Raw genomic sequence first — 15820 nt, 5'->3', positions numbered from 1 at the left:
TTGACAGGTCGTAGAAATAACATCGCCGCAACCAACTCGCCTCGCTTCTGACATCCACCGCGGCACGGGGACTGCCCGCGGCGTCGATGACGGTCGTCGGGTCCTCGGGAGAACGGATCACGCGATGTCTCGAATCAGCACAGGACGGCCGGGCGGACCGGCGCGCCGGCGAACCGTCGGGGCGGCGGCCGTGGCTGCGGTCATGGCGGCCACGGTGACCGGTGGGGCCGGGGCGGCCCGGGCCGAGGCCGCCCCGCCCGCGTCCCCGGTGGTCACCCGGGCCGCTCTCGACCCGTCGCTCGTCGCGGGCCGGGGCGCCGACGTCGGCTTCCTGGAGCAGGAGGCGGAGCACGCCACCACGAACGGCACGTTGATCGGCCCGGGGCGCACGGCGTACACCCTGGCGTCGGAAGCCTCCGGCCGCCGGGCGGTGAGCCTGGCGCCCGGCCAGTTCGTCGAGTTCACGCTGCCGGCCGCGACCAACGCCATCACCGTCCGCTACAGCATCCCGGACGCGCCCACCGGCGGCGGCATCACCGCGCCGCTGGACGTCTCGGTCGGTCGCCGACCCGCTCAAACCATGACCCTCACCTCGCAGTACGCCTGGCTGTACAACCAGTACCCGTTCTCCAACGACCCCACCGCCGGCCTGCTGCACCCGGACTGGTGGATCACCGAATGCTCCTGCGTCCCCGCGGCCACCACGCCCACCCCGATGATCACGAGGCCGTTCCGCCCGCACCACTTCTACGACGAGCAGCGCATGCTGCTCGGCCGGACGTACCCGGCGGGCAGCGTGCTGCGGCTCGCGGTCCCGGCGGGCAGCGTCGCGCCGTGGACGGTCATCGACCTGCTCGACTCGGAGCTGGTCGCCGCGCCGCGCGTCGTGCCGGTCGCGGCGAACGTGCTGGCGTTCGGCGCGGACCCGACCGGCCGCCGCGACTCCGCCGGCGCCTTCGACCGGGCGGTCGCCTTCGCCCGGCGTACCAAGCTGAAGGTCTATCTGCCGCCGGGGACCTACCAGGTGAACCGCCACATCGTCGTCGACGACGTCACCATCGAGGGCGCCGGCAACTGGTACACGATCGTCAAGGGACGCGAGGTCGCGCTCGACACCCCGGCCCCGGACGGCTCGGTGCACACCGGGGTCGGCTTCTACGGCCGGCCCGCGTCGGCGGGCGGCAGCCGCAACGTGCACCTGTCCGGCTTCGCGATCGAGGGCGACGTCCGCGAGCGCATCGACACCGACCAGGTCAACGGCGTCGGTGGCGCAATGAGCCACTCCAGCGTCGACGGCCTCTATCTGCACCACACCAAGGTGGGGCTCTGGTTCGACGGGCCGATGACCGACCTGCGGGTCACGAACAACGTCATCGTCGACCAGATCGCCGACGGCCTGAACTTCCACACCGGCGTCACCAACTCCGTGGTGCGCAACAACTTCGTCCGCAACAGCGGCGACGACGGCCTCGCCATGTGGTCGGAGAAGACCGGCAACGCGGGCAACATCATCGACCGCAACACCGTGCAGTCGCCGGTCCTGGCCAACGGCATCGCCGTGTACGGCGGCACGGACAACACCGTCTCGCGCAACCTCATCGCCGACCCGGTGCGCGAGGGCAGCGCCATCCAGGTCGGCTCCCGGTTCGGCGCCGAGCCGTTCACCGGGCACCTGTGGATCACGGAGAACACCACCGCCCGGGCCGGCACCTACGAGCTGAACTGGAACATCGGCCTCGGCGCCGTCTGGTTCTACGCCCTCGACCGCAGCATCGACGCCGACATCCAGGTGGTCGGCGACCACTACCTGGACAACACCTACAACGCGATCATGCTGGTCAGCGACTGGCCGGTGAAGGACCGGTACTCGATCACGAACGTGCACTTCCGCGACATCCGGGTCGACGGCGCCGGAACGTCCGTGGTGAGCGCCCGCACGGCGGGCTCGGCCTCGTTCGCGAACGTCGACGCGCGCAACGTGGGCGCGGTCGGCGTCAACAACTGCGGCTCCTTCCACTTCACCCCCGCCGGATCCGAGTTCAGCCTGACCGACCTCGGCGGCAACGACAGCGGATGGCTCGCCCCGTGGCTGCTGCCCAACACGATCACCTGCGACGACCGGCCGCCGGTCGTGGCCCCGCCACCGCCGTCCACCTGGTGACCGCCGGCCCGGACACCTGCTCCCACCCCGGCTGACCCGCCGAGCGGCGCCGGTCGGAATCCCCCCGGGTTCCGGCCGGCGCCGCCGCGCTTCCGCCGACCTGCCGCCCCGGACAAACCTCGCGGACATGCCCTCCGCCCCCACCCCCGTGGCGACCCGACCCTCATCCCCAACCGATCGGTACAGAAGTTTGGGAATCGCCGGACCGCCTGCTAGGTTCTTGTGTACCGACCGGTACAGAACAGGGAGGCGAGATGGACAGCATCAAGCAGGTGCTCGGCGCGGTCGGCATCTGGAGCATGGAGCTGCGGGGGGCCGGCCGGCCCGAGGTCCGTGAGGCGGTCGCCGAGCTGGACGAACTGGGCTACCCGGCGCTGTGGCTTCCGGGGCTGGACGGCCGCGGGGCGCTGGACGACATCGGGCACCTGCTCGCCGCCGCTCCGCGCGCCACCGTCGCGCTGGGCGTGCTCTCCATCTGGGGCCAGGACCCGGCCGGGCTGGGCGCGTGGCTGGCCGACCTGGACGCGGCGCACGGCCGCCGCACCCTCGTGGGGCTGGGCATCAGCAACGCCCACTCCGCAGCCAACGCCGGTCAGGACTTCGGCCGGCCGACGGTTTCGATGGGCCGGTTCCTCGACGGGCTGAACGCCGCACCGCACCCGGTCCCGGCCGATCGGCGTCTCCCTGGGCGCACTCGGCCCGAAGATGGTCGACCTGGCCACCGCCCGGAGCATCGGTTGGCACCCGTTCCTGGTGACACCCGAGTACACCGCGCTCCAGCGCGCCCGCGTCGGAGACCGGCCCCTGGTCGCCGCGCACCTGGCGGTGGTCCTGGACCGCGGCCCGGACCGGGCCCGAGCGGCGGCCCGCGAGGGAATCGGCATGTTCATCGGATTCCCCGCCTACCGGTCGAACCTGGCCCGGCTCGGCTTCACCGAGGAGGACCTGGTCCCGGGCGGCAGCGACCGGCTCATCGACGCCCTGGTCGCCTGGGGAGACCTCGACCGGATCGCCGCCCGCGTCCAGGCGCACCTGGACGCCGGCGCCGACCACGTCGCCCTGCACGTCCTGCAGCCGGCCACCCCGGAGCACACGGACCTGCCCCGGAAGCAGTGGCGGGAACTCGCCGCGCTGCTACCGCAGCTCCACCGCACCAATTGATCAATCCCCTTTCACCGCACCACCACATAAAAGGAGCACCACAGTGGGACAGCTCAACGGCAGAACCGCGCTCGTCACCGGCGGCACCACCGGTATCGGGCTGGCGGCGGCCCGCCGCTTCGCCGCCGAGGGGGCGCACGTCTTCCTCACCGGACGCCGCCAGCAGCAGCTGGCCGAGGCCGTGGCATCGATCGGCTCGGCCGCCACCGGCATCCGCAGCGACGTGAGCAACCTCGACGACCTCGACACCCTCGTCGAAGCGATCGCCGCCCGCGGCGCCGGCCTGGACGTGCTGTTCGCCAACGCCGGCGGCGGCGAGTTCGCCGCCCTGGGCACCATCAGCCTCGAGCACTACACCGACACGTTCGATCGGAACGTCCGGGGCACCCTGTTCACCGTCCAGAAGGCGCTGCCGGTACTCAACGACGGCGCGTCGGTCATCCTGGCCGGCTCGACCGCCGCCACCGCCGGCACCCCGGCCTTCGGCGTCTACGCGGCCTCCAAGGCGGCCATCCGCTCGTTCGGCCGTACCTGGGCCGCCGAGCTGACCGACCGCCGGATCCGGGTGAACACCCTGATCCCGGGTCCGACCGAGACTCCGGGCATCACCGGGCTGGCCGCCACCCCGGAGGAGGCCGCCGGGCTGGTGCAGATGCTCGCCTCCTCCGTGCCGATGCGCCGGATGGGCCGGCCCGAGGAGATTGCCAACGCCGCCCTCTTCCTCGCCTCCGACGAGAGCAGCTTCATGACCGGCGCCGAGATCTTCGTCGACGGCGGCGCGAACCAGGTCTGAGGCGACACCGCGCGCCCACCGATGCTCGGGTGACACGACCGGGGCGAGCCGCCTGGCTCGCCCCGGTCGCGGTGTCGCTAGCTCTCGACCGCGACGTCCACCGGGCCGACCCGCAGGGTGCCGTCGTTCAGCGGCGTGCAGCGCACGCCGCCCCGGCGCCGCAGCGCCCGCCATCCGCCGGGGCCGATCGTGACGTCCATCCAGGCGCACGGGTTGGCCGGCCGGTTGACCCGCAGGCTGACCGGGCCGTCCCCCGAGTCGAGGACGAGCACCGATCCGACCAGCTCGTCCACCGCGATGCCGGTGGTCAGGATGTTGCGCCGGACCTGCACCAGGTCGACGCCCGGCGGCAGCGACTCCTGGGCAATCACGGTCACGCTCGCCGCGCGGTGCGCCGGCCGGCCGAAGTACCGGTCGCCGACGATGCCCAGCTCGGCCCGGAGCCGGACCTCGGTCACCAGCTCGCCGGGCGGAGCGGGCAGCGGGCCGTCGGCGGGCCGCCCCACGTAGCGGTGTACCGGCGAGGCCAGCAGCTGGACGATGCGCGGCACAGCGGAATTCTACGGAGCCGGCACCGCCCGCCGGGCGCACTCGGGCGAGCCGGGGACGACGACGATGACCGGGACTGCTCGCGTGCCGCTCGGTGACGGGCCGGACGAGCGTCACCACGGATCGCCGAGCACGGGCCGCTCGCCGACGGCCACGGTGCCGGGCCGCACCGGTGAGGCGGCGGCGCGGAAACGCCGATCTCTCCGCACCGCCCTGGCTACCCTCAGTAGTTGACGGGCTCCGGCGTGGACCCTCGCCCGCGCCCACGACTGCGATGAGGGGAACCACCATGGCCACCGCACCGAACGGCACGCCGACCGTCGTCCTGGTCCACGGCGCCTTCGCCGACAGCTCGGGATGGAACGGCGTGGTCGAGCGCCTCCAGGCCGGGGGCGTGACGGTGAAGGCGGTGCCGAACCCGCTGCGCGGGGTCAGCGAGGACGCCGCGTACGTCGCGAGCGCGTTGAAGCAGACCGAGGGCCCGGTGCTGGCCGTGGGCCACTCGTACGGCGGGGCGGTCATCACCAACGCCGCGGCCCGGGTCGACAACGTGGTTGGCCTGGTCTACGTCGCCGCCTTCGCCCCCGACGAGGGTGAGACCCTGTTGTCGATCGAGAGCGACTCCAAGGACAGCGTGCTCACCTCCGCGCTGATGGAGGTGAAGTACCCGACCGCCCAGGGCACGGAGACGGAGTTCCTCATCGACCCGGCGAAGTTCCACGACGCGTTCGCCGCCGACGTGTCGAAGAAGGACGCCGCCGTCATGGCGGCCACCCAGCGCCCCGTCTCGGCGCTGGCCTTCGGCGAACCCACCGGAACGCCGGCCTGGCGCAACCTGCCGTCCTGGGCCGCGGTCGCCACCGGCGACAAGGCTGCCGGCACCGACGTCCTGCGGTCCATGGCGCAGCGGGCCGGGGCGACCATCACCGAGGTCGAGGGCTCCCACGTAATCATGGTCAGCCAGCCCCAGGCCGTCACCGACGTGATCATGCAGGCGCTCGACAGCGTCAAGCGCTGACCACTCCCCGCCGGCCGAGCAATTTTGTACCGATCGGTCGCGCCGGAGGTATCATGGTGCACCGGAGGAGGTGCCACCATGCCGCAACGGGGGCGACCGCGAGGGTTCGACGCCGACGAGGCGTTGGACCGCGCGATGAAGGTGTTCTGGCGCCAGGGCTACGAGGGTGCCTCGATGGCCGACCTGACCGCCGCGATGGGCATCAACAAGCCCAGCCTCTACGCCGCCTACGGCAGCAAGGAGGAGCTCTTCCGCAAGGTCGTGGCCCGGTACGCCGAGCGGGACATGGCGTACGTGCGCGACGCGCTCGCCCAGCCCACCGCGTACGAGGTGGTGGCCACCCTGCTGCGCGACAACGTGCTCGCCCTGACCCGCTCCGACTGCCCCGCCGGGTGCCTGTCGATCCAGGGCGGCACCGCCGGTGGCACCGGCAGCGCCCCGGTCGCCGATTTCCTCGCCGCCAGCCGACTGACCGGGGAACGTGCCCTCGCCGATCGCCTCGCCCGCGCGGTGGCCGAGGGCGACCTGCCGCCGGACGCGGACCCGGCGGCGCTGGCCCGGTTCGTCGCGGTGGTCACCGAGGGGCACGCCGTGCACGCCGCGGCCGGCGTCGCCCGCGCCGACCTCGAGCAGTCGGCCGAGATCGCGCTGGCCGGTTTCGCGGCGGCGGCCGGCATCGGGGCGCCCAGCCCCGCGCGCTGAGCCGCCGCGACGTCCGCGGCCCAGCGGATCTTCACCCGCCCGGGCCACCGCCGGGGTTCGACCGCGCCGACGCTGCTCCACGCCGGTCCGCGCGCCCCGCCCGGCCGAACCGGGCGGGTCCGCCGGTTGTCCGCGCTCGTCGGCTGCTGCCATCCGGGCGTCGTGGTGCGACGATGACATCGACGGCATTCTGGCCGAGCGGAGGACTGTCGTGGCAGACGGAAGAGATCCGGCGTTGAACCGGTCGCGTCGGTTGGGCCGGAGCGCCCTCCCGCACCTCCTGGCGATGGTGATCTTCGGGCTGCTCGCCTGGTCCGGGGGCAGCATGCTGCGCCAGGGGGTGGACGGGCTCGCCGTGCCCTCGTTGATGATCGGGGCCGCCGGCGCCGTCGGCGCCCTGCTGATGGCGGCGGGACGCCCGTCCCGGCGCGCCGACCGGAGCGGACCCGACCCCCACCAGCTCGTCCGGGTGGCGATGGTGCTGGTGGCCGTCACCGCCCTGGTGACCGGCACGGCCCTCGCCCCGGACGGGATGGACCGGGGCTTCGTCATCTCCGTGGACGCGGTCCTCGCCGGCGCGCTCGCCTCGTACGCCCTGCTGGCCGGCGAGCAGCGCCGTCCGGCCCGGCTGCCGGGCTGAGCGAGCCGCACCGACGAAACCGCTCCCCCGCCGGGCCCGCCGTCGGGCCCGCTGACCGGCACGTACCGGGCGGAAACCGGACCAACCAGCGGGCCGGCCGCGTAGCGTGGGCGACACGAGCGGCAGCAGGAGGGTGACGTGACGGAGCCGGAGGAAGACCGGGAGAAGACCGGCAAGACCGACCGGGTGCTCTACTCCCCTGACGGGGATCCCCACCACACCTTGGCGCAGGCGCCCCAGCCCGACGAGCACCTTCCGGTGACCGTCACGCGCGACGACCGGACCGAGGTCATCGACGACGAACAGTGATCGGCTGACGCCGCCCGGCCGTCGGCCCGCCGGGACCCGGCGCGCGGCCGGGTTTCATCGGGTGGCGTCCGGGCATCAGGTGGCATGTCGACCGACATCGACGCTCCGCCGTTGCCGCCGCACCTCCAGTTGGAGGTCACCTCGGCGTGCAACCTGCGGTGCGTCATGTGTCTGGTCCGATACCGGCCCCCGGTCAACAAGCTCGCCGGGGCCATGCGGCCGGAGCTGTTCCACCGCCTGCTGGCCGAGCTACCCGCGCTGAACCGGCTGACGCTGCAGGGTCTGGGCGAGCCGCTGCTGTCGCCGTACCTGATGGAGATGGTGCGGGCGGCGGTCGCCCGCGGGATCACCGTCGGGTTCAACACCAACGCCACCCTGCTCACCCGTGGCCGCGCGGAGGAGTTGGTGGACAGCGGGGTCGGCTGGCTGCACGTCTCCCTCGACGGGGCCGGCGCGGGCGTCTACGAGGCGGTCCGCGAGGGGGCCGACTTCGCCCGCGTGGTGGCGAACCTCGCCGGGCTGGTGCACGCGAAACAGGCTGCGGGCAGCGTCACCCCGTGGATCCGGGTGGTGTTCGTGGCGATGCGGGACAACGTCGCCGAACTGCCGGACCTGGTGCGTCTGCTGGCCCGCGTCGGGGTGGACGAGCTGCACGTGCAGAACCTCTCGCACAACTTCTCCGATGCCGACCCCGCCGGCGGGTACGACGGCATCCGGCAGTTCACCGCGGAGCAGGCACTGTGGACCGGGACGGACGCGGACCGCGCCGCGAGCGCCTTCCACGAGGCGGGCGAGGCGGCGCGGGAGCACGGGGTGCGACTGCGCCTGCCGCGCCCCGGCGTCCCGGCCGACGCCGGCCCACCCTCGGGCCGGGGCTGTTCCTGGCCCTGGGAGGCGGCCTACATCACCAGCACCGGCGTGGTGCAGCCGTGCTGCATGGTGATGGGCGACGACCGGATGTCCCTGGGCCGGTTGACCGAGCAGAGCTTCCCACAGATCTGGTACGGCGAGCGCTACCGCGAGTTCCGGCACCGCCTCCTCGGCGGCGAGCCGCCCGAGGTGTGCCGGGGTTGCTCGCTGTACCGGCGCGCCTTCTGACCCCGCCGGGGCCGCCGGCGGGTACCGGCGGGACGCTCACCGGTCAGTCCGCGCGGTGCAGTGGACCCCACTCGTGCGACGCCTGCTCCTCCACCGCCCGGTGGGCCTGGCTGAGGGCCGCCTCGCTGACCCAGGCCAGCGGCCGCTGGCAGATCACCAGGGGTTCGTTGTCGGGCCCCCGGCCGATCTGCTCGCCCAGCAGCACCCACGGGCGTACGCCGGGCCCACGCAGGTCCCGCAGGTGGCAGTAGTCGTACAGCCGGCGGGCGATCCACAGCCGCAGGGAACGGTCACCCCACCACGACTCCACGGCGAGCGGGTTGGCGGACAGACCCGGCAGCTCCGTCCCGGTCAGCGCATCCCGGCTGGACTGGCTGGCCTGCCGTTCGTCGGTCAGGTCCGCCTGCGGTCCCCGGGACCACCGCACGTACAGCGACTCGTCCGCGGCCTTCTGCACCAGGGTGGCGAGCTGATCCAGGTCGTCGACGACCCACATGCCCGCTTCGTTGTGTGCCTTGCTCACCCCGTCCATGTGCCCTGCCGGCCCCTGGCCATTCCTCCTGATTCCGGGCCTTTGGGGGTCGGGCCGGCGCACCCGCACGTCTTCGGGCGGTCGACACCTTCCCGCCCGCCGGCGACGGCAGCCGGCACACGACGGCAGCCGGCACACGACGGCAGCCGGCACACGACGGCAGCCGGTACGCATGCGCCCAGCCGGGGCGGGTAGGCACCGGGTGACGTGTCCGTGACGGCGGCGCGGCACCCGCGGGAACTGCGGGGCGCCCGCCGGTACGGCCCGAGCGCCTGCCGGGTGGTCACGGGCCGGATCCGAGGCGGCGGGAGTGCGCGATGGGACGCTACAACGACGAGGTGACCGGGCTCGCGGCGCCGCTGACCGACCCGGGCGACCTGGACGTGCTGCTGGACCGCGTCGGCGCCGCCCGGGTGGTGATGCTCGGCGAGGCGACCCACGGCACGCACGAGTTCTACACCTGGCGGGCCGCGATCACGCGGCGGCTCATCGAGGAGAAGGGCTTCTCGTTCGTCGCCGTCGAGGGCGACTGGCCCGACTGTGACCGGGTCGACCGCAGCGTCCGGTGCCGCAGCGACGCGCCGGAGGACCCGCGCGCAGCCCTCGCGGCGTTCGAGCGGTGGCCCACCTGGATGTGGGCCAACGAGGAGGTCGTCGACTTCACCCGCTGGCTGCGGGCCCACAACGCCCAGCTGGACGCGACGGCACGCGTCGGCTTCCACGGCCTGGACGTGTACTCGCTGTGGGAGTCGCTGCACGAGATCCTCGTCTACCTGCGCGAGCACGACCCGGAACAGGTTCCGGCGGCGCTGGCGGCGTACCGCTGTTTCCAGCCGTACGACGAGGACCCGCAGCAGTACGCGCTGGCGACCCGGCTGGTGCCGAACAGCTGCGAGAACGAGGTCGTCGACCTGCTCGCCGCGCTGCGCGAGCGGGCCGCCACCGACGGCGCGGACCGCTTCGGGGCGTGGCAGAACGCCGAGGTGGTCGCCGGCGCCGAGCGCTACTACCGGGCGATGGTGCGGGGCGGTCGCGAGTCGTGGAACGTCCGTGACCGGCACATGGACGACACCCTCGACCGGCTGCTCACGCACTACGGACCGGGCGCGAAGGCGGTCGTCTGGGCCCACAACACCCACGTGGGTGACGCCCGGGCCACCGACATGGTCGACGCGGGCGAGGTCAACATCGGCCAGCTCGCCCGCGAGCGGCACGGCGTCGACCAGGTCGTCCTGGTCGGCTTCGCCACCCATCGGGGGACCGTGGTGGCCGGCGACGCCTGGGGGGCGCCGATGCGGGTGATGGCGATGCCGCCGGGCCGGCGGCACTCGCTGGAGGACGCGCTGCACGCCGCCGCGCCGCCGGAGGCGCTCTTCGTCTTTCCCCGCGACGGCCGTCCCGACCTGCTGACCGACGAACTGGACCATCGGGCGGTCGGGGTGGTCTACCACCCGGAACGGGAGAGCTGGGGCAACTACGTCGCCACGGTGCTCGGCGACCGCTACGACGCCCTCTGCTGGGTCGACGAGTCCCAGGCCGTCCGGCCGCTGCACATCCGGCCCGCCAGCCTCGCCGAGCCCGAGAGCTACCCCTCGGGCGTCTGAGCACACCGGCCAGCGGTTCGACCGGGTCGGGGCGTCCGGCGGGTGGGGCGGACTATCGGACGGCCACGGTGATCTTGTCGAAGTCGGGTGCCGGCGAGTCCGGGTTGAACATCTTCAGCGTGTTGGGCCCGGGTCGGAGGGGCACCGTCAGGACCATCGTGCCGACGCTGCTCCACCCGCCCGTCCCCGGGAAGGTCAGCGTGATCGGGGCCGCGCCGTTCACGCTGATCCGCCCCACGCGGGGGGCCTCGCCGTTGACGTACGCGATGGTCACGGTGGCCGACCCGCCGGTGCGGGCGGTCACGCCGTTGAACTGCAGCGTTCCCATGTGGCGCCCGATGTTGCCCACCTTCTTCCCGCCGGAGCAGCCGGGACAGTCGTAGATCCTGATGTCGTCCAGGCCGTTCTCCGTCGACTCAGCCTCGTAGGACCGCACCACCATCGGTGCCGCCGGGGCGGCGGGCGGGCGGGTGGCCGGCGGTCGGGTGGTCGGGGGTGCCGTCGACGGCGCGGCGGGTCGGCTCGCCACCGATCCGACGCGCACGTCCCCGCCGCCCTCGACCGGGGTGGCGGTCGCCGGGTCCCGCGTCGGGACGGCCGGATCAAGGCCGGTCGCCGGGCCGGCCGGGCCGGGACGATCCGCCGCCGGCGATCCCCCGAAACCCAGATCCACGTTCAGCGCCGCCAGCGTCAGCACGATGATCAGGTAGCCGACTCCCACCACCGCCAGCAGGCGAATTGGGCCGATCCGCCACATGCCGTCAGGGCCGGATCCGTGACGTGGACTCACTCCCGAGGCTCCCCTCCGCGCGCCGAGTGGTGCACCCGGCGCGGAGACGACCCGGAGCCGGGTGTGACAGGTGCCACAGGATTGTAGGGGGCCGATCAACTTCTGGCCCGCCGACAGGTGCGTCACGCGGGCAGCGTCCGGTCCCCGGGCCTACTCCTCGATCCGGGTACGCGGCAGCATGGCCGGCGACCAGCCGAAGTCGTACCGGGGGGCGGCGACCGCCCGGGCGAAGGCCTTGGCGGCGGCCGGAGAACTGACGATCCTCCAGTCCACCTCCTTGTTCGCCTCGAACCAGATCAGGCCGATGATGTCCCGGTGGCGGGGCAGCAACTGGAAGGTCTGCTTGATCCACTCGGCCTTGCGCCCCCTGCGGTCCGAGGCGCCGGTCTCGGTGATGACCAACGGTTTGTGGGTGAAGGTGCGGATCTCCTTGATCGTCTGGTTGAAGATCGCATCGAAGGACCGGTACGTCGAGAGCGCCCCGGGGCCGTAGTAACCCGAGAGTCCGACCCAGTCGACGTAGTCGTCGCCCGGGTAGAGCGTGGAGAGTTCCGGGGTCGAGTTGTCCCATCTGACGTTCGGGCTCCACGTCCAGATGACGTTCTTGACCCCGGCCGCCTCGAACACGTCGTGGACGTGACGCCAGGCCTTCACGAAGTCGCCCGGCCGGTTGCCGTTGCCCGTCTCGCACCACGGGTACCAGTCGCCGTTCATCTCGTGGGCGAACCGGATGGCCACCGGGTAATCGAGTGCCTTGATGCCCTGGGCCCAGGACTGCAGGTACGTGTCGAAGCTCCCCCGGGCGATGCGGGACAGCCGGTAGTGGGGTTGGTCGGAGCGGATCCTGTCGATCTTGCGGGCGCTGAAGCCCTTCTTGCGGGCCGCCTGGTCCAGGCGGTAGTCCCACGGTTCCCAGGCCAGCATCGGCAGCATGCCGCGGCTGCTGATCCGGTCGAAGAGCGTCCGGTCGAATGTGTCGGACGCCCACCCCGAACTGAAGAGCATCACCTGCGGCTCGCGCTTCGCGGCAGCCGTGAACATGTCCACCGCGGTGAAGTCGTGCGGGCCCTCATGGGTCATGACACCGATGAACGCCTTGCCGGCCGGCGGGAAGAGTTCCGCAGCCGGTCGGGGCGGCGCGCTCGGTGCCGCCGTTGCCTCGGCCTTCGCAATCCGGCGGGACGGGCCGTCCTCCCAGCCCCCGGACCTGGTGGTCGGTGCGATGGCGAACGCGTAGGTCAGCAGCAGCGCGCCGGTCAGCACCATCAGGACCCGCGGAACCGTCAACCTCATCGTTGCAGAACCCCCTCAGCCGCCACCCGCAACCTCGGCGGGTGGCGTTCCGACCGGGGACGAGGGCGGGTACGGAACATCTAGTCCTCGAGTTTCCTGCGCAGGAGCATGTCTGGCGACCAGGTGACCTGGTAGCGAGGGTCGGCCACCCCCTTGGCGAAGGCTTTTGTCACGGCCGGTGAGCTGACGATGCGCCAGTCCACCTCCCTCTCCTTGTTCACTTCGAACCAGATGACGCCGATGATGTCCTTGTAGCGGGGCAGCAGCCGGAATGTCTGCCTGATCCACTCGGCCTTGCGCCCGTAGGCGTCGGAGGCACCGGTCTCGGTGATGACCAGCGGTTTGCTGCTGAAGGCGTGGATCTCCTTGATGATCCGGTCGAAGATCACGTCGAAGGACCGGTAGTCCGGGGTGAACACAGTGGTGTAGTAGCCGGAGATGCCCACCCAGTCGACGTAGGCATCGCCCGGGTAGAACGTGGAGAGTTTCGGGAGCGAATCGTCCCAGATGTTGTTCGGGCTCCACACCCACGTGACGTTGGTGGCCCCGGCAGCTCGGAACAGGTCATGTACGTGGCGCCACGCCTTGACGTAGTCGCCCGGTCGGTTGCCGTTGACCAGCTCGCACCACGGGTACCAGTAGCCGTTCATCTCATGGGCGAACCGGATGGCCACCGGGTAGCCGAGTGACTTGATCCCTTCGGCCCAGGATCGCAGGTAGCTGTCGAAGTCCCCGCGCGCTATGTGGGACAACCGGTACTGGGTCTGCTCGTTCCGTAACCTGTCGACCTCGTGGGTCGGGAGCCCCTTCTTGATAGCCGCTTCGCCCAATCGGTAGTCCCACGGTTCCCAGCCCAGCATCGGCAGCATGCCCCGGTCTTTGATCCGGTCGAAGGGCGTCCGGTCGAATGTGTCGGTTGCCCATCCGGAGCCGAAGAGCATGACCTGCGGCTGGCGCTTCGCGGCCGCCGTGAACCTGTTCACCGCGGTGAAGTCGTGCGGGCCCTCGTGGGTCATGACACCGATGAACGTCTTACCAGCTGGCGGGAAGATTTTCCGGTCCGGTGCGAGCGACGAGCCTGGCTCGGCGGTCGCCACCGCGCGTGGTCCGGCTGCGGCAACCCGGTCGGACGGCGCCTCCTTTCGGCCCTCGGCCGTGGTCCTTGGCGCCATGGCGAAGGCGTAGGCCAGCAGCAGCGCGGCGATCAACACCATCATGACCCGCGGGACGGTCAGCTTGGCCATGGCAAACCTCCGTCCGCCGGCGCCCGCGACTTCGGCGGTTGGCGCTCCTCATTGCCGGCGCGCGCGGCTTGCTCGGCCGTGTCGTCGTGCTGCTTGCCGCGGGCCGTGATGTTCGACAGGAGCGCGATCAGTGGCGGACCGAGACCTGTCAGGAGGGTCAGGATCGGCCAGACGTGGAGCATGGTGAAGCTGGTCTCCAGTACGAAACTCGCGCCGAGCAGGGCAGCGGCGAAAGCCGCCCAGCAGAAGTGCAGCCGGAAGGTGCCGAGCGACTCGGTGGTGCGCAGCTTCCCCTTGGCCGTCACCACGAACCCGAGCTTCCGCCGAAACAGCGCACTGATACCGGCGGCCACGTAGATGGGACCGGCGAACAGCGCCAGCGCCATGCCGACCAGACCGATCTCCTCCCGTTCGTGGGGAGCGATGTTGAAGCGGCGGAGCCAGAGCCACAGCAAGAACCAGGTGCCCATGCTCGAGCCCCACAGCACCGACCACACGGTGACGTCGAGTTGGGCCGCGCCCACCCCGGTGAGCAGGTACATGGCCGTGGCGAGGTTGCCCAGCAGCAGGCTGACGGCGACGCTCGGGTAGTAGAACTGGAGCAGGCGGTACTGCCAGCGGCGCCGTCCACCGAGTTGGCGCGGTGCGCGCAGCTCGGGGCGGATGAGGATCTCGCAGATGCCGGCCGCCCACCGCTTCTGCTGGTTGAAGTAGTCCGCCCACGACGTCGGGCCTTCCCCGATGGCCAGCACGTCCGGGGTGTAGACGCCCTTCCACCGGTTGCCGGTCTGCGGGTTGACGGCGGCGTGGACCCGGATGCTGGTGAGGTGATCCTCGATGATCGAGTCCTGGTAGCCCCCGATGCTCCGCCAGGCCGCCGGTCGGTAGAGGTGGCCGGTGCCGGTGAGCAGCGGCGCGTCCAGCCCGTTCCCGCCCCGCGCGATGAGCCCGTTGTAGAGGTACTGCTGCACCGACGCGCCGTGCGCGACCCAGTTCTGGTGCATGTTGCCGTAGACCTGGGGCGTCACCACGAAGGCGACGTCCGGGTCGCGGAAGTACCCGAGGGTCCGTTCGAGGAAGCCCGGCAGCGGCACGTGGTCCGGGTCGACGTTGGCGACCACGTCGTAGCAGTGCTCGTACTCGGCCCGCCAGGCGTTGTGGTTGCCCGACTTCGTCCGGGCCCGGAACTCGCCGCTCGGCTGGTTGTACTCCGGGCGGCCCTTACGGCTGAAGTGCCGCACCCCGAGCCGCGCGGCCATCTCCTTCACCGCCGGGTCGTTCCCCTCGTCGAGGATCCAGACGTCGACCTGGCCGCAGTACACGATCTGGGTCATCCTCCGCAGGGTCCGCTCGGCGACATCGATCGGCTCCTTGCTGGGCACGATCGTGGTGAGCAGGGCCACCCGCAGGCCGACCGGCGGATCGACCGGGATCGGATCCTTGGCGTGGAACGCGAACACCCAGATCACCACGTTCTGCGCGAGGCGGATCAGCTCGACGCCGACGACCACGCAGAAGCCGAGCCGGGCCGTCATCGTCTGCCAGTTCCCGATCCCGGTCACGCCCGGCCCCGGCACGTGGGCCGGGAGCAGCAGCCAACCGATGAACAGCAGGCCGACCGCGCTGTTGACGAGGACGAACAGCGTCAGGATCAGCCGTGACGCCGGCGACAAGGCGTGGCGGAACTCGACCGCCGCCTCCGGGTGCCGTGGCGCGACCAACGGTCCGGCCGTCGTCCCGCACGCGGCGTAGGCGCGACGGGCTCTGACGTTGCGCTGTCGCCGGTCAGGGGGCTGCTCCGACGAGGCCCGGGGCGGGGAGACGAAGGGAGCACCCGCGGTGACCTCCCCCGCGACGTGAGACAGCCGGGTATCGCTGGCGATGCCCACGTTGCCCCCAAAAGATTCTGCCCGACACGAACCCGAC

Annotated in this window: 15 protein-coding genes; 9 read left to right on the top strand and 6 right to left on the bottom strand. The window is 71.8% G+C overall.

What is annotated here, in order from left to right:
- The first annotated feature begins 202 nt into the window (after nucleotides 1–202).
- The 3 genes from M2302_RS20945 (at nucleotide 203) to M2302_RS20935 (ending at nucleotide 4115) form a co-directional block, all read left to right on the top strand.
- Nucleotides 203–2161, top strand: a complete 1959-nt coding sequence (locus M2302_RS20945) for a glycosyl hydrolase family 28-related protein (protein WP_280839587.1) — start codon at nucleotides 203–205, stop codon at nucleotides 2159–2161.
- 705 nt (nucleotides 2162–2866) lie between these two features.
- Nucleotides 2867–3322 (top strand): hypothetical protein, encoded by a 456-nt coding sequence (locus tag M2302_RS20940; RefSeq protein WP_280839548.1) that lies wholly within the window; start codon nucleotides 2867–2869, stop codon nucleotides 3320–3322.
- A 43-nt stretch (nucleotides 3323–3365) separates the two neighbouring features.
- The gene (locus tag M2302_RS20935; protein WP_280839546.1) at nucleotides 3366–4115 is read left to right on the top strand and encodes an SDR family oxidoreductase; all 750 of its coding nucleotides are present in this window, start codon (nucleotides 3366–3368) and stop codon (nucleotides 4113–4115) included.
- A 77-nt stretch (nucleotides 4116–4192) separates the two neighbouring features.
- On the opposite strand, the gene M2302_RS20930 is transcribed toward M2302_RS20935, so the two are convergent.
- A complete protein-coding gene (locus tag M2302_RS20930) occupies nucleotides 4193–4666 on the bottom strand; it encodes a molybdenum cofactor biosysynthesis protein (RefSeq protein WP_280839545.1) in 474 nt (157 codons plus the stop codon).
- 287 nt (nucleotides 4667–4953) lie between these two features.
- Between M2302_RS20930 and M2302_RS20925 the strand changes: the two genes are divergently transcribed.
- The 5 genes from M2302_RS20925 to M2302_RS20905 all read left to right on the top strand — a co-directional run bounded on the left by M2302_RS20925 (nucleotide 4954) and on the right by M2302_RS20905 (nucleotide 8431).
- A complete protein-coding gene (locus tag M2302_RS20925) occupies nucleotides 4954–5682 on the top strand; it encodes an alpha/beta hydrolase (RefSeq protein ID WP_280839543.1) in 729 nt (242 codons plus the stop codon).
- Between the two features lie 78 nt (nucleotides 5683–5760).
- Entirely contained in the window at nucleotides 5761–6384 is a 624-nt protein-coding gene (locus tag M2302_RS20920) for a TetR/AcrR family transcriptional regulator (RefSeq protein ID WP_280839542.1), read from the top strand.
- Nucleotides 6385–6595: 211 nt separating this feature from the next.
- On the top strand, nucleotides 6596–7024 hold the full coding sequence (locus M2302_RS20915; RefSeq protein ID WP_280839541.1) for a hypothetical protein: 429 nt from the start codon (nucleotides 6596–6598) through the stop codon (nucleotides 7022–7024).
- Between the two features lie 138 nt (nucleotides 7025–7162).
- Nucleotides 7163–7333 (top strand): hypothetical protein, encoded by a 171-nt coding sequence (locus M2302_RS20910; RefSeq protein WP_210775737.1) that lies wholly within the window; start codon nucleotides 7163–7165, stop codon nucleotides 7331–7333.
- A gap of 84 nt (nucleotides 7334–7417) precedes the next feature.
- Entirely contained in the window at nucleotides 7418–8431 is a 1014-nt protein-coding gene (locus tag M2302_RS20905; RefSeq protein WP_280839540.1) for a radical SAM protein, read from the top strand.
- 43 nt (nucleotides 8432–8474) lie between these two features.
- Here the strand turns inward: M2302_RS20905 and M2302_RS20900 are convergent, their stop codons facing one another.
- Nucleotides 8475–8927, bottom strand: coding sequence for a DUF6098 family protein (locus M2302_RS20900; RefSeq protein ID WP_280839539.1), 453 nt, complete (start codon nucleotides 8925–8927; stop codon nucleotides 8475–8477).
- Nucleotides 8928–9280: 353 nt separating this feature from the next.
- Between M2302_RS20900 and M2302_RS20895 the strand changes: the two genes are divergently transcribed.
- Nucleotides 9281–10567: an erythromycin esterase family protein gene (locus M2302_RS20895; protein ID WP_280839538.1), complete on the top strand. Its 1287-nt coding sequence runs from the start codon at nucleotides 9281–9283 to the stop codon at nucleotides 10565–10567.
- A gap of 52 nt (nucleotides 10568–10619) precedes the next feature.
- Here the strand turns inward: M2302_RS20895 and M2302_RS20890 are convergent, their stop codons facing one another.
- The 4 genes from M2302_RS20890 to M2302_RS20875 all read right to left on the bottom strand — a co-directional run bounded on the left by M2302_RS20890 (nucleotide 10620) and on the right by M2302_RS20875 (nucleotide 15615).
- Nucleotides 10620–11357, bottom strand: a complete 738-nt coding sequence (locus tag M2302_RS20890; protein ID WP_280839537.1) for a hypothetical protein — start codon at nucleotides 11355–11357, stop codon at nucleotides 10620–10622.
- A gap of 150 nt (nucleotides 11358–11507) precedes the next feature.
- Entirely contained in the window at nucleotides 11508–12650 is a 1143-nt protein-coding gene (locus M2302_RS20885; protein WP_280839535.1) for a glycosyl hydrolase, read from the bottom strand.
- Nucleotides 12651–12730: 80 nt separating this feature from the next.
- Nucleotides 12731–13894, bottom strand: coding sequence for a glycosyl hydrolase (locus tag M2302_RS20880; RefSeq protein WP_280839534.1), 1164 nt, complete (start codon nucleotides 13892–13894; stop codon nucleotides 12731–12733).
- Nucleotides 13882–15615 carry a glycosyltransferase gene (locus tag M2302_RS20875; RefSeq protein ID WP_280839533.1) on the bottom strand — a complete coding sequence of 578 codons (1734 nt, stop codon included), beginning with the start codon at nucleotides 15613–15615 and terminating at the stop codon, nucleotides 13882–13884. Before M2302_RS20875 ends, M2302_RS20880 begins: the two co-directional genes overlap by 13 nt.
- Nucleotides 15616–15820: the final 205 nt, after the last annotated feature.

Origin of the sequence: Micromonospora sp. A200 (assembly GCF_029893845.1) — a bacterium.
Classification (GTDB): domain Bacteria; phylum Actinomycetota; class Actinomycetes; order Mycobacteriales; family Micromonosporaceae; genus Micromonospora; species Micromonospora purpureochromogenes.
Note: the sequence above shows the minus strand (reverse complement) of the source record. Positions and strands in the feature narration are given on the sequence as shown.

What these genes read in the sequence shown, in the direction of transcription:
- M2302_RS20885 (WP_280839535.1), bottom strand. Translation starts at nt 12,650, where the DNA reads ATGAGGTTGACGGTTCCGCGGGTCCTGATGGTGCTGACCGGCGCGCTG.
- M2302_RS20895 (WP_280839538.1), top strand. Translation starts at nt 9,281, where the DNA reads ATGGGACGCTACAACGACGAGGTGACCGGGCTCGCGGCGCCGCTGACC.
- M2302_RS20905 (WP_280839540.1), top strand. Translation starts at nt 7,418, where the DNA reads ATGTCGACCGACATCGACGCTCCGCCGTTGCCGCCGCACCTCCAGTTG.
- M2302_RS20925 (WP_280839543.1), top strand. Translation starts at nt 4,954, where the DNA reads ATGGCCACCGCACCGAACGGCACGCCGACCGTCGTCCTGGTCCACGGC.
- M2302_RS20900 (WP_280839539.1), bottom strand. Translation starts at nt 8,927, where the DNA reads ATGTGGGTCGTCGACGACCTGGATCAGCTCGCCACCCTGGTGCAGAAG.
- M2302_RS20940 (WP_280839548.1), top strand. Translation starts at nt 2,867, where the DNA reads ATGGTCGACCTGGCCACCGCCCGGAGCATCGGTTGGCACCCGTTCCTG.
- M2302_RS20945 (WP_280839587.1), top strand. Translation starts at nt 203, where the DNA reads ATGGCGGCCACGGTGACCGGTGGGGCCGGGGCGGCCCGGGCCGAGGCC.
- M2302_RS20880 (WP_280839534.1), bottom strand. Translation starts at nt 13,894, where the DNA reads ATGGCCAAGCTGACCGTCCCGCGGGTCATGATGGTGTTGATCGCCGCG.
- M2302_RS20920 (WP_280839542.1), top strand. Translation starts at nt 5,761, where the DNA reads ATGCCGCAACGGGGGCGACCGCGAGGGTTCGACGCCGACGAGGCGTTG.